18 protein-coding genes and 2 pseudogenes are annotated in these 22,939 nt (G+C 66.8%); 1 reads left to right on the top strand and 19 read right to left on the bottom strand.

Annotation, left to right across the window (positions count from 1 at the left end; all coding sequences use genetic code 11):
* Positions 1-168 precede the first annotated feature (168 nt).
* The 19 genes and pseudogenes from P3H15_RS25320 to P3H15_RS25230 all read right to left on the bottom strand — a co-directional run bounded on the left by P3H15_RS25320 (position 169) and on the right by P3H15_RS25230 (position 22,481).
* The gene (locus tag P3H15_RS25320) at positions 169-948 is read right to left on the bottom strand and encodes a hypothetical protein (protein WP_276139751.1); all 780 of its coding nucleotides are present in this window, start codon (positions 946-948) and stop codon (positions 169-171) included.
* On the bottom strand, positions 945-1,631 hold the full coding sequence (locus P3H15_RS25315) for a hypothetical protein (protein WP_276139750.1): 687 nt from the start codon (positions 1,629-1,631) through the stop codon (positions 945-947). The genes P3H15_RS25320 and P3H15_RS25315 overlap by 4 nt, the downstream gene beginning before the upstream one ends.
* Positions 1,632-1,664: 33 nt before the next feature.
* Entirely contained in the window at positions 1,665-2,219 is a 555-nt protein-coding gene (locus P3H15_RS25310; RefSeq protein WP_276139749.1) for a hypothetical protein, read from the bottom strand.
* The gene (locus P3H15_RS25305) at positions 2,216-2,893 is read right to left on the bottom strand and encodes a hypothetical protein (RefSeq protein ID WP_276139748.1); all 678 of its coding nucleotides are present in this window, start codon (positions 2,891-2,893) and stop codon (positions 2,216-2,218) included. Before P3H15_RS25305 ends, P3H15_RS25310 begins: the two co-directional genes overlap by 4 nt.
* Before the next feature lie 2 nt (positions 2,894-2,895).
* Positions 2,896-4,329: an MCE family protein gene (locus tag P3H15_RS25300; protein ID WP_276139747.1), complete on the bottom strand. Its 1,434-nt coding sequence runs from the start codon at positions 4,327-4,329 to the stop codon at positions 2,896-2,898.
* Positions 4,326-5,474 (bottom strand): MCE family protein, encoded by a 1,149-nt coding sequence (locus tag P3H15_RS25295; protein WP_276139746.1) that lies wholly within the window; start codon positions 5,472-5,474, stop codon positions 4,326-4,328. Before P3H15_RS25295 ends, P3H15_RS25300 begins: the two co-directional genes overlap by 4 nt.
* Positions 5,471-6,748, bottom strand: coding sequence for an MCE family protein (locus P3H15_RS25290; protein WP_276139745.1), 1,278 nt, complete (start codon positions 6,746-6,748; stop codon positions 5,471-5,473). The genes P3H15_RS25295 and P3H15_RS25290 overlap by 4 nt, the downstream gene beginning before the upstream one ends.
* A 3-nt stretch (positions 6,749-6,751) precedes the next feature.
* Positions 6,752-7,975, bottom strand: coding sequence for an MCE family protein (locus P3H15_RS25285; RefSeq protein ID WP_276139744.1), 1,224 nt, complete (start codon positions 7,973-7,975; stop codon positions 6,752-6,754).
* Entirely contained in the window at positions 7,972-8,946 is a 975-nt protein-coding gene (locus tag P3H15_RS25280) for an MCE family protein (protein ID WP_346348804.1), read from the bottom strand. Before P3H15_RS25280 ends, P3H15_RS25285 begins: the two co-directional genes overlap by 4 nt.
* A 286-nt stretch (positions 8,947-9,232) precedes the next feature.
* A pseudogene (locus P3H15_RS25275) lies at positions 9,233-10,210 on the bottom strand (MCE family protein); the annotation flags it as partial.
* 12 nt (positions 10,211-10,222) lie between these two features.
* The gene (locus tag P3H15_RS25270; protein WP_276139742.1) at positions 10,223-11,083 is read right to left on the bottom strand and encodes an ABC transporter permease; all 861 of its coding nucleotides are present in this window, start codon (positions 11,081-11,083) and stop codon (positions 10,223-10,225) included.
* 6 nt (positions 11,084-11,089) lie between these two features.
* The gene (locus P3H15_RS25265; RefSeq protein ID WP_276139741.1) at positions 11,090-11,893 is read right to left on the bottom strand and encodes an ABC transporter permease; all 804 of its coding nucleotides are present in this window, start codon (positions 11,891-11,893) and stop codon (positions 11,090-11,092) included.
* Between the two features lie 112 nt (positions 11,894-12,005).
* Positions 12,006-13,403, bottom strand: a complete 1,398-nt coding sequence (locus P3H15_RS25260; RefSeq protein WP_276139740.1) for an aldehyde dehydrogenase family protein — start codon at positions 13,401-13,403, stop codon at positions 12,006-12,008.
* Positions 13,400-15,370, bottom strand: a complete 1,971-nt coding sequence (locus tag P3H15_RS25255) for an NAD(P)/FAD-dependent oxidoreductase (protein ID WP_276139739.1) — start codon at positions 15,368-15,370, stop codon at positions 13,400-13,402. The genes P3H15_RS25260 and P3H15_RS25255 overlap by 4 nt, the downstream gene beginning before the upstream one ends.
* Positions 15,371-15,519: 149 nt before the next feature.
* Positions 15,520-16,614, bottom strand: a complete 1,095-nt coding sequence (locus P3H15_RS25250; RefSeq protein WP_276139738.1) for a phosphotransferase — start codon at positions 16,612-16,614, stop codon at positions 15,520-15,522.
* Positions 16,615-16,768: 154 nt separating this feature from the next.
* Complete coding sequence (locus P3H15_RS25245; RefSeq protein WP_276139737.1) at positions 16,769-18,070, bottom strand: TetR/AcrR family transcriptional regulator; 1,302 nt, start codon at positions 18,068-18,070, stop codon at positions 16,769-16,771.
* Between the two features lie 15 nt (positions 18,071-18,085).
* Positions 18,086-18,937 carry an alpha/beta fold hydrolase gene (locus P3H15_RS25240; protein WP_276139736.1) on the bottom strand — a complete coding sequence of 284 codons (852 nt, stop codon included), beginning with the start codon at positions 18,935-18,937 and terminating at the stop codon, positions 18,086-18,088.
* 89 nt (positions 18,938-19,026) lie between these two features.
* Positions 19,027-21,231 (bottom strand): 3-hydroxyacyl-CoA dehydrogenase NAD-binding domain-containing protein, encoded by a 2,205-nt coding sequence (locus P3H15_RS25235; RefSeq protein WP_276139735.1) that lies wholly within the window; start codon positions 21,229-21,231, stop codon positions 19,027-19,029.
* Between the two features lie 23 nt (positions 21,232-21,254).
* Positions 21,255-22,481, bottom strand: coding sequence for an acetyl-CoA C-acetyltransferase (locus P3H15_RS25230; protein ID WP_276139734.1), 1,227 nt, complete (start codon positions 22,479-22,481; stop codon positions 21,255-21,257).
* 340 nt (positions 22,482-22,821) lie between these two features.
* Here P3H15_RS25230 and P3H15_RS25225 point away from each other — a divergent pair.
* Positions 22,822-22,939, top strand: a pseudogene (locus tag P3H15_RS25225) (ABC transporter ATP-binding protein); the annotation flags it as partial.

Here is a 22,939-nt window from a genome sequence, read left to right as displayed (position 1 = left end):
TTCGTACAGAGTAAATGGACAATTTGTTTCAGCAAGCTTCCGATCAGACCGGCGGCAGATGTCCGCGCAGCAGCAGCCAGGCGATGGCAGTGACGAGGTTCTGAACGGGGTCGACGAGATCGATGAGAACCATGGGAGTTCTTCCTTCTGCAGTAGCGGTTCGGGGGTTCAGAAGAGCGGATCGAAACCGGAGATCAACCAGTCGCCGTCGATGCGGCTCAGTGTCACGCGGACGACGTTCTGCGTTTGTGACGGCTCCGGGGTGTCGCCCATCGTCGTCGTCTGGTTCACGTACACGAGAACATGGGCGGCGTCCGCGGTCACCGACTCCACCGAGGCGCCCACCGGGACCGCCTGCATCGTGACGCGCTTGTCCTTGGCGGTGGGACCGACGACGTCGCCGGCCAGCTGCCGATACGAATCCAGGAGGTCGCCGGTCAGGAGCGCCGACGCCCGGTCGAGATCGGCGTCCACCGTCTCGGGCGTGTACGAGAGGAGTGCGGCCGCACCGTCGGATGCCAGCTGCGCCGTGGTCGCGCGCGAGTCGGAGAGGCTTTCGTCGTCCGCGCGCTGGATCCCGACCTGCACCGCGACGAGCGCGCCGACAGCGACGACAGGTGCGATACCCAACGCGAGAGCCTCTGTCCTGCCGACCCTTCCGCGTGGGACCCGCTGTCCGAAGGTACGTCCGATGCGACGACGCCGGACCACACTGTTCCATCCGGTGTACGCGAGCGCTCCGCCGACGGCGACCACCGCGGCCGCGATACCCCAGACCGCGAAGCCCGACACCGCCGCCAGTGCGACCCCTGCGGCACCGACGACGAGCGACGGAAGCACGTCGACTGCCACCGCGACCACTCGGCCGCCGGCCGAGGTAGCACCGTCGTCCGGGGCGCTGTCGTCGACGCCGAGATCGTCCTGCTTCACGTCCACTGCGGTGCTCATTGGACGAACCCCACGCTCGAGAGTTTGGGCTGATCGTCGACCATGGTGACTCCTACTCGGATCTGATACTGCTGGACCTGCGGTTCCAGAGGGGCGGCCGGGTCGGCGGTCGCGGGTCCGGTCTGGGCCGTCGCGGAGACGAGAACGGTCGTCGTACCGTCTTCCCGCCTTTCGATTCCCGCTTCGAGTGTCTCTCCCGCGGTCCGGTTTCCGGCTCCCCGCATCGTCTCGATCGTTGCCGTCTTCCGTTGTTCGAATTCGCTCCGCCAGTCGCCGGTCGAATCGGCGAGCACACGCTCGACGTACGCCTCGGCATTGTCGGTGTCGGTGGACAGCAACCGCGCGACCGATTCCTCGGCGAAGTCGAGCACCCGGGTGTCGGCGTCGACGCCCTGCTGGACCGTCCGGTGGTCGAGCGTGGTCTCGACTGCCAGCGCTCCGGCGCCGATGCACGCCACCGCTGTCGCTGCGACCGCCACGCGATACCGCGCCGACCTGCGCGCCGTCGGTGCTTGCGACGGCACTGTCGGGCCGTCGTCGTCGCGTTCCTTCCCGGCTTCTTCCTCGGCCGCTCGTGACGCCGCGGCGGCTGCATCCGCCGCTGCTCGTGCACGCTGCACCTGTTCCCGGAGCGCTTCGACTCCTCCGGCACCTTCGGTGCGCTTACGCCGTCCGAACACCATCGCTGTTCGACTCCTTCTCATGATCGACAGCCTTCACAGAGGCTCGAGGTCTGAGATCGACCAGGATTGGCCGGTCCGCTCGGCGCGTACACGCACGCTGCTCGACAACTCCTCGGGTTGAGGTGTCGCGCCGCTCGTCACGGTCCCGTGCAGGAACACCAGCACCGTGGCCGCGTCGGCTTCGGCCGACACCAGGGACGTGCCGGTCACGTCCCACTGCGCACTGATCGCGTCCTGCTTGGCGCGCGGCACGATGTCACTGGCGCCCAGGTCGCTGAACTCGGTCAGAAAGTTCCCGGTGAGATGCGTTTTCGCGGTCTCGACGTCGGCCTCGACGGTGTCGGGTGAGTAGCTGAGAATCGTGGCCGTCAGGTCGCCGATCTCACCGGCGGCACCCGAACGCACCTGTTCGAGAGAGCTGTCCCGCGTGCCGACGGTGAAGTGCATGATGGCGCTGTAGCCCAGGAGTAGCACCGTCACCACCGCGACGACCGGAAGGACCGCACGCCGCCGCGGCCGCACCGCCTCGGCGGGACCGCTGTCTTCGTCGGTGCCGGTGTTTCGTTCGAGCGTCTGTTCCATGGTCATGGCACTACCTCGATCTTCGCGAGCTTGTAGAGATCCCCGTCCTTGCCGACCTGCACCCGCAATCGCCACGTGCGGGGTTCGTCCTTGGCTCCCGCCGCGTTGGTCACCTTGGTCACGGCGGCCACCATCACCGAGGTGGTGCCGTCGTCGTTCGCACGCTCGATTCCCGCGCCGAGGATCTCACCGGTCGATTCGGTCTTCGACTGCGCGATGGTGTCGATGAACTCCGTTTTGGTGCTTTCGAATTCGGTCTTCCACTCCCCCGTCGCCCCGTCGAGAATGCGCTGCGCGCTCCCCGCCGGGTCGGCGGCGCTCGGGGTGATGAGGTTCATGACCGCCTGCCGGGTTCCCTGGAGGAGTTCGAGATCGTGGTCGGCGACTGCGTGATGGTCGTCGTGGGAGCGCGCCAGCCCGACGGACGTCACCGCGAGTGCGACCACGGCGACCGCCGACAGGACGGCTCCGACCGCGGCCCACCGTGGATGTTTCCGCGCGGTGCCGGGCGCCTCCGTCGCGCTGTCGTCGATGTCGGTGGACGCGTCTTCGGCCAGCGCACGGGCGAGTGCCGCCTCGGCTTCGCGCGCCGCCGCCTCCGCTTCGGCGGCGGCTCGCGAGGCCTGGGCCGCGGCATCTGCCGCGGTGACTGCGAGTCGGGAAGTTACGCGTCGCACCATGATCAGCGTCCTAAGGTCAGGAGATTTTCGAGAGTGGGGACCCCGGCGGGCACCAGGTCGGGTTGGCGGTAGATCTGCCCGTCGGCACCCCGGTATTCACCGGTGGAGGGGTTGTAGCTCGCAGTTCCCACCGACGCCGGCGCGGCGGCGGGTTGCGGAACACCGATCGCGTCGAACGCGGCGTTGCCCTCGGCCGCGAGCGGGTTGTCCGTGGTCGGGGTGGGATTGCCCACCCAGGGATTGGTGCCCTTGGGCACGTACTCCTCGTCGCTCTTGCAGATTTCGACGGTGGGAGCCCGCTTCCCCGGCTTGTCCATGCACGGCATGTTCCGGGCGCCGCGTGCCGCGACGTCGGCGTCCTGCGGGACCGCGCAGTAGATCGCGTCGGACGTCCGGACCGGTGAATCGGTCGCGGAACCGTCGCGTCGCTCGGACGCCGGCAGGAATCCCGTGGTGCAGGGCGGGGACGTGTTCAGGTTGAGGTTGAAGTCCATCAACGCCGCACCCGTCGTGTCCTCGTTGGGGACGGTCATCGTCTTCATCAGTCCGACGCTCGGGGGAACCAGCACCAACGCCTGTTCGAGCGACCGGTTGTACGTGACGGCGACCTGACCGAGGCTGGTGAGGTTCGCCAGCAGGAGCGGGGTCGTGGGCCGAAGTCGCCGGAACAGTTCTGTCAGTTCCGTCGACGCCGCCGGGGCGGTCTGGAAGATGCTGCGCACCTGCGCGTCGCGTCCGGCGGCCTGCGCGCTGACCTCGCGGAGGTGGCGTACCCACTCCTGCAGGGCGGGGCCGCTGTCCACCTGGGATCGGAGGAACGGGGCAGCGTCCGAGACGAGGCGGGCCGTCGGATCCGCGGTGTCGGCGGCCGTGGCCGCCACGGCACTCGACGACTCGATCAGCCGTTGAATGTCCTCACCGGTTCCGTTGAAGGCGTTGTAACTCTCGTCGATCAGGGTGGCGAGCTTGTCCTCGGGGATGGCCTCCAGACCCCTGTTGACGGTGTCGAACATCGGGGCGATGTCCTGCGGCACCGACGTGCGGTCGGTGGGGATCAGATCACCGTCCTGCAGGTAGGGGCCACCCAGACCGGTGGGGACGAGATCCACGTACTGCTCGCCGATCGCCGACCGGCTGTGCACTTCGGCTCGTGCGTCCGCGGGGATCTTCGTGGAACTGTCGACGCGCAGGGTCGCGCGGGCGCCCGAGGCCGTGGGGACGACGTCGGTGACCGTGCCGATCGTGGCGCCGCGGTAGGTGACGTTGGCGGTGCCGTAGAGCCCACCGCTCGTGGGCAGCTCGACCGTCAGCTCGTAGCGGCCGATCCCGGCGATCGCGGGCAGGCGCATGTAGTGCAGACCCATCACCGTCAGCGCCACCACCGTGAGGATGCTGAAGATGGTCAGCTGGATGCGGACGAAACGTGTGAGTATCACTGTCCACCTCGGATCACGACCGACTCGAGCGGAGCGGTCAGCGGGTTCTTGTCCGCGGTCGGCATCCGGCCGACGGTGCGGCCGAGGGCGGTCTCCGCGTTGTAGAGGGTGCCTGCGAGCGGCGTGCCCTGCAGGAAGTTCGCGTCGATGCGGCCCAGGGTGAGGTCGAGCGTGGCGGACAGGTTGCCCGCGTCGCCCTGGATGTATTTCGGGAGGCCTGCGAGCGGCCACGGGAATGTGGGAAGCATGCCCAGCGAACCGGCGAGCCCCGGGCCGGCGTTCGCCAATTCGCGCAGGGTCGGCGCGAGATCCCGCAGATTCTGCTGGATGTCCTCGGAACCGGCCGTCACCGTCCGGTTCGCGACGTCGGCGAAATTACCTACGGACGTGACGGACCCGGTCAGGTTGTCCTTCTGCCGGTTGAGTGTCTCGATGGCGGGTGGGATCCGTTCGAGTGCGCTCTCGAGGGTCTGCGTCTGCTCGTTCGCGGTGAGTGCGAGCCGATCGAGTCCTTCCAACGCGGTGAGAATGTCGACCTTCTGGGTGTTCAGCGCGCTCGTGAACGTGTCGAGCTGGGTCAGGAACGTGCGCACGTCCGATTCGCGGCCGCCGAGGGCGGCGTTGAGCTGGGTGTCGATCTCCTGCAACTGACCGAGGCCGCCGCCGTTGAGCACCACCGACACGGCGGCCAGGGTCTGTTCCGTGGTGGGGTACTGACCCGCGTGATCGAGCGGGATCGTGTCGCCGTTCCCGAGCGAACCGCTCGGCTGCTCGTCGAGCGGTTCCGCGAGTTCGACGTGCAGCGAGCCGAGCAGGCTGGTCTGCCCGATCTTGGCGGTCGCGTTCTTCGGCAGCGCGACATCGCCGTCGAGCCGCACGGTGACCAGGGCGTGCCAGTCCTGGAGTTGCACGTCGGTGACGTTCCCGACGGTCACGTCGTGGACCCGGACGCGACTGTTGCGCTGGATCGACGTGACGTTCGGCATCTCGATGGTCACCGTGTACGAGCCGTCTCCGGATCCTTCGGTTCCGGGCAGCGGCAGGGAGTTCGCGCCCTCCCAGCCGCAGCTGGTCAGCAGTGCCGCCGACAGCCCGGTCAACAGGAGGCCGATCGACCGCCGTAAGGGTGTGTACCGGAACATCATCGGCCTCCACTCGTCATCGGGGTGGCCAGCCCGAGGAGGCCCGGAATGCCGGCGCGGGCGTCCACGGTGCGCACCGGTGGGGCGGTCGGCACCGTGCCGCGCAGGTAGTCCTGGCTGTAGTCGATCTGGTCGGGGCGCACCTGGACACTGGTGATCGGGTTGGCGCCTGCCGGCGGATAGTTCATCTGGATGAGGTTGAGGACCGGGGCGAGATGCTGGACGCAGAGTTTCGCGGACTCCGCGGCGCCCTTCTGGCTCGCGGCCTGGATTGCGCCACAGATGAACTGGATGGGGTTCTGCATCTGCGTCACCGCCAGCGCACCGGTCATCGAGCCCTGCGCCGGCTGATAGATGTTGTAGAAGTTCTGCAGCGTGTTCGGCAGGACGTGGAGAAGCTGCTCGATGTCCGGGCGTGACTCGTTCAGCATGGTGGTCACCGCGGCCAGGTCGTCGACGGACTTCCCCAGCCCTTCGCGGTTGTCGCCGATGAACTGCCCGATGCGGTGGACGAGGGCATCCACGCTGTCCAGCGAGGTGGCCAGTTCCTGATCGGAGTTGGTGAGCACGCCGGACACCGAGGCGAGGTTCTGGTTGAGCTGCACGATCTGCTGGTCGCTCGCGGCGAGCGCCGACACGAACACCTGCAGATTGCGCACCGTCGCGAACACGTCGTCCCGTCCGTCGGACAGCGTCGACATCGCCTCGGACAACTTGGTGAGGGTGGTGTTGATGTCGGTTCCCTTGCCGCTGAGCGAATCCGCGGCGTCGTTCACGAACTGGCCGAGCGGACCGTTGGCGCTCTCCTCGGTGGGGCCGAGCGATTCGGAGAGGTGCTGGAGCTGCGCGCGGAAGTCGTCCCACTCGATCGGGACCGCGGTCCGCTCGAGTGGAATCTCGTCCTGGTCGGCGAGCGCGGGACCTCCGGTGTAGGCGGGGGTCAGCTGGATCGCCCGCGACGTGACCAGGCTCGGTGAAAGAATCGCTGCCTTGGCGTCCTGCGGAACCTGGTATTGCGAGTCGTAGTGGAAGGTGACCTTCATCCGTTCGCCGTCCGGCTCGATCGCATCGATCTTGCCGACGTCGACTCCGAGGATCTTCACCTGGTCGCCGACGTAGATTCCGTTGGTGTTCGCGAAGTACGCCGTCACGGTCGTCGTGGAGCTCGTGCGGTAGAAACTCCACCCGGTGGCCGCGACGACGGCGACGGCCACCACGGCGAGCGCGGCGATCCAGACGCGGCGTGAACGTCGGAGGGTGTGCAACATGGTGGACATGTCCTATCCGCCCAATCCGGGCAGTGGGGGCAGACCGGGAATCGAGATGGGCGGCAGCGCGGGGAGAGCGGGCGCCGCGGGCGGCTGCGTCGAGTTCGCGACCGGGACTTCACCGGGCTGCACCGGGCAGTTGCTCGGGTTCGGCAACGGTGTCGTGCTGCCGGGCGGAACGGTGCCCGGTGCGCTGTTGTCTCCGCAGGCCACCGGGAAGGTGTTCTGCCCGTTCAGGGTTCCCGGGTTGATGCCCTGTTCCTGGAATGCGGCGTCGATGAACGGCTGCAAATACTGTCCGGGCAGCAGATTCATGATGTACGCCTTGAAGAACGGGCCGGAGGCCACGGACTCGCCGAGCGACGTCGCATACTGCGACAGCGGCTTCAGCGAAGCCTCGAGATTGTCTTTCTGCTGGTTCAGCAGGCCGGTTGTCGTGTTGAGCTGGTCGAGCACGGGCCGCAGCTGTGCCTCGTTGTCGTCGACGAGTCCGTTCACCTGCGCCGTCACCGCCGTGACGTTGCCGAGCAGTGTGTCGATCGCCCGGCGGCGCTGCTCGAGCGACGCGAACAGGGTGTTGCCGTCGACGAGCAGCTTGTCGATCTGATTGCTTCTCTCCGCGAGCACACCCGTGACGGATTCGGCGTTGCGGGACAGATCCTGAATCAGCTGATCCCGCGAGCTCACGGTGTCCGAGAACCGGGACATTCCGTCCAGCGCCGCGCCGAGGCTCGGCTCGGTCTGATCGAGCGTCTCGCCCAGCGTGTCGAGGGCGCCGGCCAGCTTGTCGGTGTCGAGTCCGCTGATCGTGGTGGTGAGGTCGCCGAGAGCGTCCGTGAGCAGGTACGGCGTGGTGGTCTGGGCGAGCGGGATGACGTCGTCCGTCGCGAGGAGGTCGTCGTCCCCGCGCGGGGTCACCTGAAGGTACTTGTTGCCGAGCACCGTCCGCGTCTTGATCGACAGTTCCGTCTTGCTGCCGAGGCGCACACCGTCCGCCGTGAACTCGACGAGAACCTTGTCGCCGTCGAGTTCGACGGAGTGGACCTTGCCGACCTCGACGCCGGCGACCATCACCTTGTCGCCGCTCAGCAGGCCGCCCGTGTCACCGAAGTACGCCGAATAGTGCGACGACGTGGTCAGATACTGAAGCTTCTCGAAGTTCATCGACGTGAGCACGACGACGAGGGTGATCGCGATGCCGACCAGGCCCACTCGTGCGGTCTTGGAACGAATCATGGTGCGCTGCACCTCCCGGCCCGCTGGCCGACGATCGGTATGTACACGGGGTCTCCGTTCGGGCCGTTCACCTTCAACTGCACGTCGCAGAGGTAGAACGTGAAGAAGTCGCCGAACAGGCCCAGCCTCGACAGCTTGTTGTACGCGGCGGGAAGGGAATTGAACGCCCAGTTGATGTAGTCCTGGTCGGCGACGACCTGATCGGAGAGCCTGCCGGCCTGGGTGATGTCTTCCTTGACGTCGGGCCGGGTCGATTCGAGTAGCGCGGCCATCGAACTGGACGCGTCGTCGATGTGGACGAGGGCGTCGCCGAGCGGATCCGACTGCTCCCCCAGCCTGGTGACGAGTTGCTGCAACTGGTCGATGCCCTGGTTGAACTCGGCGTTCCGGCGGTCGACGGTCCCGAGGAGGGTGTTGAGATTGCCGATCACGGCTCCGATCAATTGGTCCCGGTCGGCGAGGACCGAGGTCAGCTGTCCGGCCTGTTGCAGGAAGTGGTCGATGGTGCCGCCCTGGCCCTGGAAGACGTCGATGAGGGACGTCGACAGCGCATTGACCTGTTCGGGGTCGAGCGCCTTGAACAGGGGCCGGAATCCGTTGATCAGGGCATCGAGATCCAGCGCAGGCACCGTGCGTTCGACGGGAATGGTGTCGCCTTCACCCATCGGTGTGAGTGGGCCGGACCCTTCGACGAGTTCGAGATAGTGGTCGCCGATGAGGTTGCTGAACTTGACTGCGGCACGGGTCGATTCGGTGAGCGGGACGTTCTTCGTCAGCGCGAAGGTCACCCGCGCCGTGGAGTCCTCCTGCACGTCGACCGATTTCACCTTGCCGACCTCGACGCCGGCAACCCGGACGAATTCGTTGTCCCGGAGCCCGGACACGTCGTCGAACACGGCACTGTACTGCTTTTCGCTGCCGAACCGGAACTGGCCGAACACGATGACGACCGCCGCGGTGAAGAGAACCATGACGAGCGTGAAGATCGCGAGTTTCGTTGCCGTTGCGGATATCTTCATCGTGGAGCCACCCCTCCCACGGTCGTGCCGAAGAGGTATTCGACGAAGCTCGGCGATCCTGCGCGGGGCGCCGTGGCATCCGCGATGTTCGCACCGCCGTCGACCACCAGGTGCGGCGTCGGGAACATGTCCTTGGTGATCTCCGGGTAGCAGCCGGGTAGCAGCCGGGTGCGCCGCCGGGGCCGCCGCGGCCCTGGACGATCGGAAGATTCTCGGGGTACGAGTAGTTGTCGTCGCCGGGCATGATGCCGGCGTCGAGTTCCAGCGAATAGCCGGTGTTTCCGGCACCGAAGCGCTGCTCGGCCTCGGCGGTCGTCGCTGCCTGCTGGAAGAGGCACGCGTATTCGGGGCTGTATTCGGCGAGGAGCGCCGTGGTGGGCACGAACAGTCTCATGGTGTCGAGGAAGCTCTTCTCGTTCTCGGACGCGATGCCGAATCCCTCGTCGCCCATCGTCCGGAACGCCTGGAGAGTGGACTCGAGCGGCTTCTCCTCGGCGACCAGCGTGTCCGACGTGACGCTGGCGTTGCCGAGCAGTGCCATGAAATCGGGAACCGCTTCCGCGTACGTGTGGGCGGTGGCGGCCGTGTCCCGCCAGTCGTTCGCGAGGGTCGGCAGGGTCGGGTTGACCGCTGCGAGGAACCTGTTGGCGTCGGTGAACGTGGTGCCCAGTCGATCACCGCGACCGCGGAGTCCGGTGGCGACCGCGCCGAGCGTCGCATTCAGCTTCGCCGCGTCGACATGTTCGGTGACCGAGGTCAGGTTCTCGAACACGGTGTTGATCTCGGTCGTGACGTTGCGCGAACGCACCTCGTGTCCCGCCGCGAGGGGTTCGCCCGAAGACCCGTCCGGGATCTCGAGGGCCACGTACTTGGACCCGAACGCGGTGGTGGCCTTGATCTCTGCGACGGTGTCGGCGGTGAGGAGACCGAACCACTGCTCGTCGATGTCGAGTTGGAGGCTCGCGCCGTCCGCGACGTGGTCGATCTCGCGGACCTTGCCGATCTGGACTCCGTTCAGTTGCACCTTGGCTCCCTGATCCATGACCAGTCCGGAACGGTCCGACACGACGGTCAGGGGAACGGTGCTGTTGAATGCGCCCTTGAAGGACAGCAGGCAGCCGAACAGAATCGCTGCGAGTCCGACGACGAGCGCTGCGCCCTTCGATTTCAGGGGCGGCGGGTGATAGTGCGACTTGGCACTTCTTCTCGAGATCATGAATCCTTACCCCTAGCCCGCAAGATTGAAGTTGCCGGACGCTCCGTAGATCGCCAGGGATGCAATGAGGGTGACCGAGACGACCGCGATCAGCGACGTCCGGACCGCACGGCCTACCGCCTCTCCCACACCGGCGGGTCCGCCGCGTGCGTGATAGCCGTAGTAGCAGTGGATGAGCATCACCACGAGTGCCATGACCACCGCCTGTAGGAACGACCAGAACAGGTCGGTGGGCCGCAGGAAGGTGGTGAAGTAGTGGTCGTAGACGCCCGAGGACTGTCCGTACACGTATGTGGTCGTGAACTGCGAGGCCACGAACGACATGATCACGGCCATCGAGTAGAGCGGGACGATGGAGATCATGCCGGCGATCAACCGCGTCGACACGAGATACGACATGGAGCGGATACCCATCACCTCGAGTGCGTCGATCTCCTCGCTGATCCGCATGGCACCCAACTGGGCCGTTGCGCCCGCGCCGATCGTGGCCGCCAGCGCGATACCGGAGATCACCGGGGCGACGATGCGCACGTTGATGAACGCCGCGAAGAATCCGGTCAGGGCCTCGACACCGATGTTCCCGAGCGAGCTGAAACCCTGGATCGCGAGGAGCGTTCCGCCGGAGAGCGTCATGAAACCGACGATGACGACGGTACCGCCGATGATCGCCATCGCACCCGATCCCATGCCGATCTCGGCGATCAGCCGCACGGTCTCCTTCTTGTAACTGGAGATCGCGTGCGGGGCCAGGCGGATCGTCTTGCCGAAGAAGTCGGCCTGGTGCCCGATTGCCTGCAGGATGCGGACCGGGATGCCTGCCGCGTCGGCCAGTTTCGGGTAGCGGCTTCCGGCGACCGTCTTGTGCACTGCCATGATCCGTCAGGCTCCTGTTCCGAATTTGACGCCGATGGCGGTGACCACGACATTGACGGCGAAAAGGGCCATGAACGCGTAGACCACGGTCTCGTTCACCGCGTCGCCGACGCTTTTCGGGCCGCCCTTCACCGTCAGCCCGCGGTGGCACGCCACCAGACCCGCGATCAGCCCGAACAGGGTGGCCTTGACTTCCGAGATGATGACCTCCGGCAGTCCCGTCACGAACGTCAGCGAGGACACGTAGGCACCGGGGGTGACGTTCTGGATGTAGACGGAGAACAGGAACCCGCCGGTGAGCCCGATCGTGATGACGAGGCCGTTCAGCAGCACCGCCACGAACATCGACGCCAGCACACGCGGCACCACGAGGCGGTGGATCGGGTCGATTCCGAGCACCCGGATGGCGTCGATCTCCTCCCGGATGGTGCGCGCACCGAGATCGGCGCAGATTGCCGTCGCGCCTGCGCCTGCCACGATGAGCACGGTGACGAGTGGTCCGATCTGTGTGACCGCGCCGAGGCCGGCCCCTGCGCCGGACAGATCCGCCGCGCCGAACTCCACGAGCAGGATGTTGAGGGTGAACACCACGAGCACGGTGAACGGCAGTGCGACGAGCAGCGTCGGCAGCAGCGCGACACGCACGATGAACCACGACTGCAGCACCAGTTCCCGCCATTGGAACGGGCGCTTCGCCATGGCCCGGAACGTCTCACCGCACAGCTCGAAGAATCCCCCGACGGCGCGCAGTCCCGTGTCGACGCCGGACACGACCCTCGCGGTGGCAGTCTCGCGCACGGGCACACTCATGACGGGCCTTTCTCTGGAGACGAGGCTGTGCGGGCACAGCGAGATACTCGAGATGACAACGCTTCGATTCCTTTACGGCGGAGAGAGTCCGGGCGATTTTCGGTTTCGGCAGCTACCCCATGAGGCGGCGGAGCAGGCGGGTGGCGAGGGCTCCGTACGGCGGGTAGGCGAACGACGGGTCGGGGTTGGTCGGCTTGCGCAGCACCGACTTCCGGTGGCTGAATGTCGCGAACCCGTGCTCGCCGTGATAGTCGCCGATGCCGGAGTTGCCGACCCCGCCGAACGGCAGGTCCGGAACGAGCAGTTGGTACAGGAGGTGATTGACTCCCACCGAGCCGGACGAGGTGGTGTCGAGAATGGTCTGCACCGTGGCGTCCGACTCCGCGAATACGTACAGTGCGAGGGGCTTCGGCCTGCTGTTGACCACATCCACCGCGGCGTCGATCGACGGCACCGTCACGACGGGGAGGATCGGCCCGAAGATCTCCTCGTTCATCAGCGGTGAGTCGAGGTCGGGGTCGGTGACCACGGCCGCACCGAACCGGAGGGAATCGCGGTCACGCTGCCCGCCGCTCGTCTCGCCGCCGTGGCCCTGCAGGAGTCCGCTCAGCCGGTCGAAGTGGTGCTCGTCGACGATACGGGTGGGTTCGGCGCGCCACGCCGCGGCCAGTTCGCGGAGCAGTCGCTCGACGAATGCCGGACGGACCGCCTCCTCGACGATCACGTAGTCCGGTGCGATACAGGCCTGCCCGCTGTTCACACATTTCGCCCACGCGATCCGCCGGGCCGCGACGTCGAGGTCGGCGTCGGCCGACACGATCACCGGGCTCTTGCCGCCGAGTTCGAGGGTGACCGGTGTCAGGTGCTCGGCCGCGGCCACCGCGACCAGACGGCCCACCCGCGGCGACCCCGTGAAGAAGATGTGGTCGAACCGCTCCCGCAGCAGGTCGGTGCTCACGTCGGCGCCGCCGGTCGCCACGACGACCGCCGACGGGTCCACGTACGTCGGCAGCAGGTCCGCGAGCACCTGCGCGGTGTGCGGGGCCAGTTCCGACGGCTTCACGACCACCGTGTTGCCGGCGGCCAAGGCGCTCACCAACGGCTGCAAGGTGAGCAGAATCGGGAAGTTCCACGCCCCGATCACCAGGACCACGCCCTTGGGTTCCGCGACCGTCCACGCCTTGCCCGGCTGCTGCGTCACGGGAAGGGCAGCACGGGCAGGCCGCGACCACCGCTCGAGGTTCTTCAGGGTATGGCGGATCTCGGCGCGGACCGGGGCGAGGTCGCCCATGAACGAGCCGATCGCGGAGCGGCCGAGGTCCCGCTCGATCGCCGCCGCGAGGTCGCCCTCACGTTCGGCGATCAACCGGGCGAGCCCTTCGAGCTGTGCGCGGCGCCAGGTGAGCGACCGGGTGCGTCCGCTGCGGAACGTGGCACGCAGGGCCGCGACGTGGGTGGCGGCATCGGAAGTCGAGGCCGGTTTCACCGTCGTGCGGGTTGCAGTAGTCATGCGGAACGTCCATCCATCCGGGCTGCCGGTGACAGCGCTGATTCGACCTCGAAGTCGTCCATGTTCGGCTGGTGCGCGCGGCGCCAGTACTCGATGTATTGCCACGGGCTGTTGGTCACCACGCGGCCGCGGCTGTTGCGGTAGTAGGTGGTCATGCCGGGATGCGTCCAGATCGTCCGCGACAGCGCCTCGCCGAGTTCGTCGTCGTACCTGTCGAACGTGTCCTGCCGGACCTCGATGCTGGCGAGTCCCTCGTCGATCATCTCGGCGAGAACGCTGGTGACGTACTGCACCTGGATCTCGGTGCCGGCGACGACGGTGCCGCCGTGACCGGTGTTCGTGTTCGGTCCGTAGAGGCAGAAGAAGTTGGGGAAGCCGGGCACGGTGATACCGAGGTAGGCGCGGCCGTCGTCGTCGCCCCAGACCTCGCGCAGCGAGGTGCCGTCTCGACCGCGGATGTCGACCGATCCGAGTACCTGGACGGCATCGAATCCGGTTGCCAGAACGATGATGTCGGCCTCGTACTCGGTGCCGTCGGTGGTGCGCACACCGCGCGGGGTGACGGTCTCGATGTTCTCGGTCACCAGGTCGACGTCGTCGCGGCGGATCGTGCGGAACCAGCCGTTGTCGATGAGCAGCCGCTTCCCGTACGGCGGGTACGACGGCAGGCTCTTCGCGAGCAGGTCGGGGCGGCCCTCGAGTTCGCTCTCGATGTGCGAGGTGAGGATCTTGCGCAGCCGGTCGTTGCCGCGGTTGATGGCACGGTCGGGATGCGGGTACTCGGGGTCGATCTGCAGCAGCCCGTGCAGTTTGTCGCCCATCCGCCAGAACAACCGCAGCCGGTACCACCCCTGGTAGTTCGGGACGTGGCGGTTGAGGAAGGCCACACCGTCGGGGATGTCGCGCCGGTAGTTGGGGTGCGGCATCGCCCACTGCGGTGAGCGCTGGAAGACGCGCACCTCGCTCGCCACGCCCGCGGCGGCCGGGACGAACTGCATCGCGCTCGCACCCGTACCGATCACCGCCACCCGCTTGCCCGTGATGTCGATCTCGCGGTCCCAGCGGGCGGTGTGCAGGCACGGGCCCTCGAAGGTGTCGAGTCCGCGGATCACCGGCACGCTGGGACGGTTGAGGAGTCCGACCGCGCTGACGAGGATGTCCGCGTCGAGTTCGTCCTCCAGCCCGTCCGCTGCCCGTGTCACGATCTTCCAGGAGGCCTGCTCCTCGTCGTACGCGGCGGAGACGACCTCGGTGGAGAACACGATGTTCCGGCGCACGTCCCACCGGTCCGCCAGCGAGCGCCAGTACTCGGCCAGCTCGTCGCGGCCGGCGAAGTAGCGGGTCCAGTCCGGGTTGAGGGCGAACGACAACGAGTACAGGTTGCTCGGGGTGTCGACGCCGCAGCCCGGGTAGAAGTTCTCGTGCCAGGTGCCGCCGACGTCGTCGTTCTTCTCGATGACGACGTACGGGATCCGCGCCTGCTCGAGCCGGATCGCCAGGCACAGTCCCGACAGTCCCGCACCGATGATCGCCACCCGCAACGGGGACTGCTCGCCGACGGTCGACACCGGGACGGAGGAGCGATCGTAGATTCCGAGTTCCTCGCCCAGGAGGTGCCCGTACCCTTCCGGAAGTACCTCGCCCAGCGTGGCGCTCAGGATCCGGACCAGCCGGTCGGGGTCCGGCTGCGGTGCGGGCTCGACCTCTCCGTCCCGGAGCCGGCGGAGTACGTCGAACGCTTCGGCCCGAATCCGGTCCTGGACGTCCTCGGCGAATCCGCCGGAGTCGTGGTCGCCGAGGTCCGGCGGCAACGTGGGAACGAAGGGCGATTCGATCCAGCGGTCCTCTCCGGTCACGTGTGCGAGGGCCGCGAGCAACGTGGGCAGGTTGGCGTCCGCCAGGGCGTCGCGAAGGTCTTGATCGGTGAAGGAATCGGGTGCCGATCCCGGCGTCGTCGTCTGCTGCATATAGTGACCATACAAAGTGTTCATACGTGATGTCAATCACTGGATGGAAGCAAGATGCGGACACGAGAAAGGGGATGGCCCGGAGGAACGCGGCCGAACTCGGCCGCGAAACGCACTCCAGCCCATCCCCTTTGGAACGGAACGGCGAACTATCCCTTGAAGAGGAGTTCGAACGGGTCGTGATCTTCGATCGCCGCGGCATACCGATGCGCCATGGCAGCCACGGTTTCCGACGGCTGCATCACGGTGGGAACGCACATCCAGGCGAACCCGTGCAGGGTGTGGCGACGGTAGTCGGCCCACGCCTCGTCCGGCGAGATACGCGGTCCGCCATGCGCTTCGAGCGCGTCGAGGTAGTGGTCGAGAAGTCCGCGTTCGTGGACGCGACGGTCTTCGATGGTCAGGGCCGATCCGATGAAGTAGGTGACGTCGTGCGACCACGGGGCCAGACAGGCGGTCTGCCAGTCGAGGAACGCCGGCGCCTGGCCGGGAATCCGGTACAACTGCGCGAAGTGGGCATCACCGTGGTTGATGGTGTGCACCGCATTGTCGTCGTGCTCCCACAGCGCCCGGAAGGCGCGCCGGACCCTTTCGTCGTCCCGCAGTCCGGGTGACAGCTCGGGAATTTCGTCACGACTGATCAGCGGATGGAACTGCTCCGGGCTGAGCATCACCTGGAACGCCTGCCGTGCGGCCTCGACGCCGACCGGTAGCCAGTCGTAGCGGCCCTTCGTGCTGCCCCACAGCGGTCCGTGCCAGCTGGCCTGGACCTCGAGCGTCTCGGCGACGCTGTCGACGGACCACAGGTTCGTCGCCTCGCCGAATTCGGCGCCCCGCGCCGTGAGGTCCTCGAGAATGACGATGCCCTGCTCGGGTTCGGCCTCCGCGTAATAGCACGCGGGAACCTCCGCCTGGAGATTCGGCGCGAGGTCGCGATAGAAGCACCCCTCGAGTTCGTAGGCGGCGCCGAGTCCGAATGCACGGCTCCGTTCGTCGAATCCTCCCTTGACGCACACTCTTTCGGGGATCCCCTGCGAGTCGCCGTCGAACTCGAGCTTCGCGAACGCCTTGGTGGCCGAACCCCAGATGACACGGTCGATGTCCACCCCGGTCACCCGGATTCCCGGGCGCGCCTTGGCAAGTGCCGCAGTCATCCATTCGGGAGTCAGCTCTTCGATGGTGCGGACGAGAGGTGCCGGCGACCCGGCGTCGCCGGTCACAGGAAACGTGGAGGTGTGAGTCATGTCACCGACAATACAGAGTGTTCAGACGTGATGTCAACGATTCTGCAGGCACGGTCAACCGCCGCCGAAACGCAACAAGGCACGCCCCCGGGGAGGCGTGCCTTGCGGCCCGTGAGTACTTATTAACCGCCGGCGGTTAATAAGTACTCACAGGTCAGAGACCATAAATGGCAGAGACGAGCAACTCGCCGAGCAACTTCGTCACCGAGCCGATATCGTCGAGGTGTTCTTCCCCCGCCATCGAACCGGCCACCGTCCGCTCGATGGTCCACATGATCACGGCCGCGAATTCGGCGGCGGGAGGGCCGTCCACGGCAATACCGGCCGCTCGGTCCGTCTCGATCATCGCCTGCAGGGCGGTGGTCATCCGACTGACCGTGTCGAGGTAGAGGCGCCCCAACTCGGGACGGCGCGGCCATTCGTGAACGGCATTGCGCGCCACAGCAAGCGTGGGCTCGTCGAGGTCGAGCCAGTCGGCCACCAGTTCCCGGATCCCGGTCGGATCGCTCCGGTCCATCTGCACCAGCATCTCGAACCCGCTCGCGATCCGTTCCGCGAATTCCTTGAACAAAGCGACGAACGCGTCGTCCTTGCTTCCGAAATAGAAGTAGAAGGTTCCGCGGGACGCATCGGCGCGCTCGAGGATGTGGGCGACACTGAGTTCGTCGAGGGTCTCTTCCTGGAGCAGGTCGTTGACCGCCTTCAGGATGGTGGCGGCGGTGTCGGTACTCGCCGTGGCCTCGCCCGCGGCCGGCGCGACCGGTACGGCCACCGCCCCCGCATTCTTCGCTGCCGACTTCTTCCGCTTCGCGCGTGTGACCGGGCGTTGGTTGCCGTAGATCGCGGCGAACGTGAGTGCCACGATCGAATCGACCGCGCTCTCGGCGGACGGCAACCGCTCGTCCAGGCCCTTCGAGCCCACGTAGAACGTCCGCTCGACGCCACCGACCAGCATGGTGGCGATCATCTCCGGTGACGCGCCGTCGGGTGCGGCACCGTTCGCGCGCTCGTGGATGATCTGTTCCGCGACCGCCCCGACGAACTGCTCGAGCATCACCTTCCACGCGGCGGCAACGGCGGGCACACTGTGCATCTGCTCCACCGCGGCGCAGATGACCGCGCCGTGCGCGGACCACATGTCGATGGTGCCGCGCATGCTCGCGTCCATCGACTTGGCCCGTGTCTTACCGGGGGGCGCCTGCCAGGGGACGGACTCCGAATAGGCATCGTCGAAAAGTCGCGCGATCATCGCCACCAGGACGTCGTATTTCGACGCGAAGTAGTGGTAGAAGTTCGCCCGCGACAGGCCCGCACGTTTGATGATCTGCGCGACGGTGAGATCCTGCATCGAGGTTTCCTGCAGCAACTGCTCGGTTGCCTCGAACACCGCGACCTCGGCGCTGCGCTGCCCGTCGTGTGCGCGCGGTCGCTGGCGCGAAACTGGCCGTGTACTCACGATAGTGAGAATACCCTATGTCTGGACACTATGACTGGACGGTGCCTCGACGAGACGGGCCGCCGGTTCCCGCACGGCTCGCAACAGGGCCTCGTCGAACACGTCGGCCTTCTCCAGCATCGGGTAGTGGCCGCAGTCGAGTTCCACCAGCGTGCTGTGGATCCGCTCGTGGACCCACCGGGCCCCGCGGACGGACAGCGCCGGGTCCGCTGTGCCGATGATCTGCGTGACCGGAACGTCGAGGTCGTCCAGTACGTGCACCTGTGCCGTCCGCAGCAGCGTCGTCATGCACGCGTTGGCAGCCCAACTGGGCGTCTGCAGCGAGATCCGCTGCAGCCAGTCGAGGGTCTGCTGATCCGGCGGTGCGCCGAACGGGTCGCCGACCGCCTGCCTGCGGTACGGCAACCGGTTCACGTGCTCGGCTGCGTGCATACCGCTCTCGACGGCGTCCGCGGGCACGCCGAACGGGTAGTCCGGCTGCCGGGCACCGGCGACACCGTTCGACGCGACGAGCACCAGGCGGTCGACCAGGGCCGGGTAGCGATAGGCCATCCGCAGCGCCGTCATCCCGCCCAGCGACCAGCCGACGACGGCCGCGCCGGCGGCACCGAACGCGTCGAGGATCGCTGCACCGTCCGCCGCGAGGCGATCGATGCCGTAGTCGCCCAGCGGAGCATCGGAGCCGCCGTGGCCCCGGAGGTCCATCGCGAGTACCCGGTGGCCGGCCTCGGCGAGCACACGGATCTGCCGGTCCCACACCGCGGAGCTCAAGCTCCACCCGTGGATCAGCAGAACGGGATCGCCGACGCCCAATTCGAGTACGTTGATCCGCACTCCGGGCTCGACCTCCACCAATGTCGAACTCATGTCACTCCTGTTCGGTCCCCGGACCATTCGGCCCGGGAACGTGGAAAGCCGGGCGGACGGGTCGAGTCGTTTCCCGTCCGCCCGGCGGACTAGGGGGCGCCGACGAGGACGGCGGCCCGAGAATCGGCGAGTGTGCCGCCGGACTCCGCGATCTCTACGAGCGATGCGGGAGGGCTGAAACGCTGATGGTAGGTCTGCGCGAGTTGCCGGGCGCGTGCGACGAAGCCCGCGACCCCGCCGTCGTACCCGTCGATGTACTGGAGGACACCGCCAGTCCACCCGGGGAAGCCGATGCCGAGGATCGACCCGACGTTCGCGTCGGGCACCGCCTCGAGTACCCCTTCGTCCAGGCACTTCACCGATTCGATCGCCTCGGCGAAGAGCAGGCGTTCCACCACGTCGCCGAGGGGGACGGCGGTGTTGCCGCCGCCGAAGGCGTCTGCGAGACCCGTCCACAGCCGGGTGCGTTTGCGGCCGTCGTATTCGTAGAATCCCGCGCCCGCCAGCCGGCCCGCGCGGCCGTGCTCGGACAGCATCGCGTCGAGAACGGCCTCGGCGGGATGCCCGGTCCAGCTCTGCCCGGCGTCTTCGGCGGCCTGCCTGGCGGTGTCGCGGACCCGTCGGAGCAGTTCCAGATTGAGCTCGTCCGCCAGTTGCAGCACGGGTGCCGGGTAGCCGGCCTGGGAGCTCGCCTGCTCGATCGTCGTCGCGGGGACACCCTCACCGAGCAGTGCCAGTGCCTCGTTGATGAACGTGCCGATCACGCGGCTGGTGAAGAATCCGCGACTGTCGTTGACGACAATCGGAGTCTTCGCAATCTGCTTCGCGAGATCCAGCGCGCGGGAGAGAGTGTCGTCGGACGTCTTCTCACCCTTGATGATCTCGAGGAGCGGCATCCGGTCGACCGGGCTGAAGAAGTGGAGCCCGATGAAATCCTCGGGCCGGCCGACGTTCTCGGCCAGGCCCGTGATGGGCAGGGTCGAGGTGTTCGATCCGATCAGCGCGCCCTCGGCGAGGAACGGTTCGATCTCGCCGAGCACCTGCGCCTTGACGGCCGGGTCCTCGAACACGGCCTCGATCACCAGATCGGCGCCCTCGGCAGCAGCCGGGTCGTCGGTGGGCAGGATCCGCGACAGCAGTGCATCACCGTTCTCCTGCGATGTCCGCCCCGATGCCACCTGCTTCTCGACGAGCTTGTTCGAGTAGCCTTTTCCGCGTTCGGCGGCGTCGAGGGTCACGTCCTTCAGGACGACGTCGATGCCGGCGCGAGCGCATTCGTAGGCGATTCCCGCGCCCATCATGCCCGCACCCAGCACCACGACCTTCCGTGCACGCCAGGGCGTGCGGTCGGCGCTGCGGCCGCGCGAGCCGTTGACGGCCTGCATGTCGAAGAAGAAAGCCTGGATCATGTTCTTGGCAACCTGCCCGGTCGCCAGGTCGACGAAGTAGCGCGCCTCGATGCGGAGTGCGTTGTCGAAGTCGACCTGCGCGCCCTCCACTGCCGCGGCGATGATGTTTTGCGGCGCCGGGTAGTTCGCGCCCTTGAGTTGCTTGCGCAACAGGGCCGGGATGGCGGGGAGGCGGGAGTTCAGTTGCTCGCTCCGGTCGCCGGGCGTCCCGCCGGGAATGCGGTGGCCCTTCACGTCCCACGGCTGAACCGCGTCGGGGTGGTCGACGATCCATTTCTTGGCCGCAGCAACGAGTTCCGACTGCGTTTCGACCAGCTCGTCGACGAGACCGAGTTCGTGGGCCGACCGGGCGCTGTGCTTGCGGCCCTGCAGCAGCAGCTCGGACAGCGCCCGCTCGACGCCGAGCATCCGCACCGACCGCACCACGCCACCCGCGCCCGGCAACAGACCGAGTGTGACCTCGGGCAGTCCGACGATCGTCTTCGGATCGTCGACCGCGACGCGATGGTGAGCGGCGAGGGCCAGTTCGAGCCCACCGCCGAGCGCGGAACCGTTGATCGCCGCGACCACCGGGCGGCCGATCGTCTCGAGGCGTCGCAGCAGACCACTGTTCCGGTCGACGAACGCGGAGAATTCCTCGATGCGGTCTTTCGTCGCTCCCCGAAGATCGCCCAGGTCGCCCCCGGCGAAGAACGTGCTCTTGCCGGAGGTGACGACGACGCCGGTGACCGAGTCGCGTTCGGCCTCGATGCGGTCGAGCGTGGACGCCAGGGCGTCGACGAATCCGGCATTCATCGTGTTGACGCGTTGACTGGGGTCGTCGATCGTGAGGACGACGACGCCCTGGTCGTCCCGGTCCCAGCGAATGATGCTGTTCTGGCTCATAGCCGTGTGAGTCCTTCCGGTTTTCAGCTCTGGTGGAGTGCTTCGATGACGGTGGCGATGCCGATGCCGCCACCGACGCAGAGGGTCACGAGGCCGTAACGTCCACCGGTGCGGTGCAGTTCGTCGAGGAGGGTGGAGACGATCATGCCACCGGTGGCGCCGAGGGGATGACCCATCGCGATGGCGCCGCCGTTGACGTTGACCTTGTCGAGGTCGAGGCCGAGGTCGCGGACGAACCGCAGGACCACCGATGCGAACGCTTCGTTGATTTCGACGAGATCCAGGTCTGCAGGTGTGAGTCCCGCCTTCGCCAGCGCCTTCTCCGACGCCGGGGCGGGGCCCGTGAGCATGATGGTCGGGTCGGCGCCGGAAACCGCGGTCGCGACGATCCGACCGCGTGGCGTCAGCCCGAGTTCTCGTCCGACTTCCTCGCTGCCGATCGCCAACAGTGATGCGCCGTCGACGATTCCGGAGCTGTTACCGGCATGATGAACATGGTCGATGCGCTCGACGGTGTGAAACTTCTGCAGCGCAACGGCATCGAAGCCGGCGATCTCACCGAGCGCTGCGAACGACGGCTTCAGTGCACTGAGCGATTCGACGGTGGTGGCGGGCCGGACGAGTTCGTTCGTGTCGAGCAGGACGCGGCCGTTGAGATCCCGCACCGGAACCGTCGAGTGGTCGAATCGACCCTCGGCCTGCGCACGGCTGGCACGCTGATGTGAACGCACCGCATACGCGTCGACGTCTTCGCGGGTGAAGCCCTCGATTGTCGCGATCAGGTCGGCGCCCACACCCTGGGGGACGAAGTGGCTGGCGAGGTTGGTGGCCGGGTCGTCCATCCAGGCGCCGCCGTCGGAACCCATCGGGACCCGGGACATCGACTCGACTCCCCCGGCGAACACGAGATCCTCGAATCCCGAGCGCACCTTCTGTGCGGCGATGTTCACGGCCTCGAGGCCGGACGCGCAGAATCGGTTGATCTGAACTCCCGCAACAGTGTCGGGGAGGCCGGCCGCGATACTCGCTGTGCGCGCAACGTTTCCACCCTGCTCGCCGACCGGGGAGACGACACCGAGGACGAGGTCGTCGACACGATTCGGATCGAGGCCGGGGTTGCGATCGAGCAGATCGCCGATCAGCCCGACTGCGAGGTCGATGGGCTTGACGGTGTGGAGGGCACCACCCGGCTTCCCCTTTCCCCGTGGCGTCCGGATCGCGTCGAAGATCAGCGCTTCAGTGGCCGGCATCGAAAGACTCCTTGTTCTCGCTGAATGGCTGCTTCGCCGCAGCACATCGCGACCATACATCGTGTTCATATGCAATGTCTATACCCGTTCGGCACGATGCCCGAATTCCCGACCTCCCCGGATGCATGGACGAGAGCCACTTCCACACAACCGGATACGAGTTTCGGGCAATTGGTCCTTACGCCGAGACGGCGTGTGGTGGTATATCTCGATAGTCGATCAATGCTGGGCATTCGCCACAGCGGACGAGCCCCATGCACATTTCATGGCGCCGTTTCCTGCTGCGTGGAGCATCCCGCCCAGCCCCCGGTTCGAATGAATCGAACCGGTCCCCAAAACACTGGAGGTTGTCGTGGGCGTCGAGGTATCCGTCGAGGGACTGACCAAGTCCTTCGGCTCGCAGAGGATCTGGCAGGACGTCACGTTGACCCTTCCGGCCGGTGAGGTCAGTGCGTTGC

Origin of the sequence: Rhodococcus sp. T2V (assembly GCF_029269925.1) — a bacterium.
Taxonomy (GTDB): Bacteria; Actinomycetota; Actinomycetes; order Mycobacteriales; family Mycobacteriaceae; genus Rhodococcus_F; species Rhodococcus_F koreensis.
The sequence above is the reverse complement of the archived record's forward strand: the minus strand, read 5'-3'. Positions and strand labels throughout refer to the sequence as shown.

Coding starts and splice junctions, on each gene's coding strand:
- P3H15_RS25320 (WP_276139751.1), bottom strand. CDS start 948: ATGAGCACCGCAGTGGACGTGAAGCAGGACGATCTCGGCGTCGACGAC.
- P3H15_RS25315 (WP_276139750.1), bottom strand. CDS start 1,631: ATGGTGTTCGGACGGCGTAAGCGCACCGAAGGTGCCGGAGGAGTCGAA.
- P3H15_RS25310 (WP_276139749.1), bottom strand. CDS start 2,219: ATGACCATGGAACAGACGCTCGAACGAAACACCGGCACCGACGAAGAC.
- P3H15_RS25305 (WP_276139748.1), bottom strand. CDS start 2,893: ATGGTGCGACGCGTAACTTCCCGACTCGCAGTCACCGCGGCAGATGCC.
- P3H15_RS25295 (WP_276139746.1), bottom strand. CDS start 5,474: ATGATGTTCCGGTACACACCCTTACGGCGGTCGATCGGCCTCCTGTTG.
- P3H15_RS25290 (WP_276139745.1), bottom strand. CDS start 6,748: ATGTCCACCATGTTGCACACCCTCCGACGTTCACGCCGCGTCTGGATC.
- P3H15_RS25285 (WP_276139744.1), bottom strand. CDS start 7,975: ATGATTCGTTCCAAGACCGCACGAGTGGGCCTGGTCGGCATCGCGATC.
- P3H15_RS25280 (WP_346348804.1), bottom strand. CDS start 8,946: ATGGTTCTCTTCACCGCGGCGGTCGTCATCGTGTTCGGCCAGTTCCGG.
- P3H15_RS25270 (WP_276139742.1), bottom strand. CDS start 11,083: ATGGCAGTGCACAAGACGGTCGCCGGAAGCCGCTACCCGAAACTGGCC.
- P3H15_RS25265 (WP_276139741.1), bottom strand. CDS start 11,893: ATGAGTGTGCCCGTGCGCGAGACTGCCACCGCGAGGGTCGTGTCCGGC.
- P3H15_RS25260 (WP_276139740.1), bottom strand. CDS start 13,403: ATGACTACTGCAACCCGCACGACGGTGAAACCGGCCTCGACTTCCGAT.
- P3H15_RS25255 (WP_276139739.1), bottom strand. CDS start 15,370: ATGCAGCAGACGACGACGCCGGGATCGGCACCCGATTCCTTCACCGAT.
- P3H15_RS25250 (WP_276139738.1), bottom strand. CDS start 16,614: ATGACTCACACCTCCACGTTTCCTGTGACCGGCGACGCCGGGTCGCCG.
- P3H15_RS25240 (WP_276139736.1), bottom strand. CDS start 18,937: ATGAGTTCGACATTGGTGGAGGTCGAGCCCGGAGTGCGGATCAACGTA.
- P3H15_RS25235 (WP_276139735.1), bottom strand. CDS start 21,231: ATGAGCCAGAACAGCATCATTCGCTGGGACCGGGACGACCAGGGCGTC.
- P3H15_RS25230 (WP_276139734.1), bottom strand. CDS start 22,481: ATGCCGGCCACTGAAGCGCTGATCTTCGACGCGATCCGGACGCCACGG.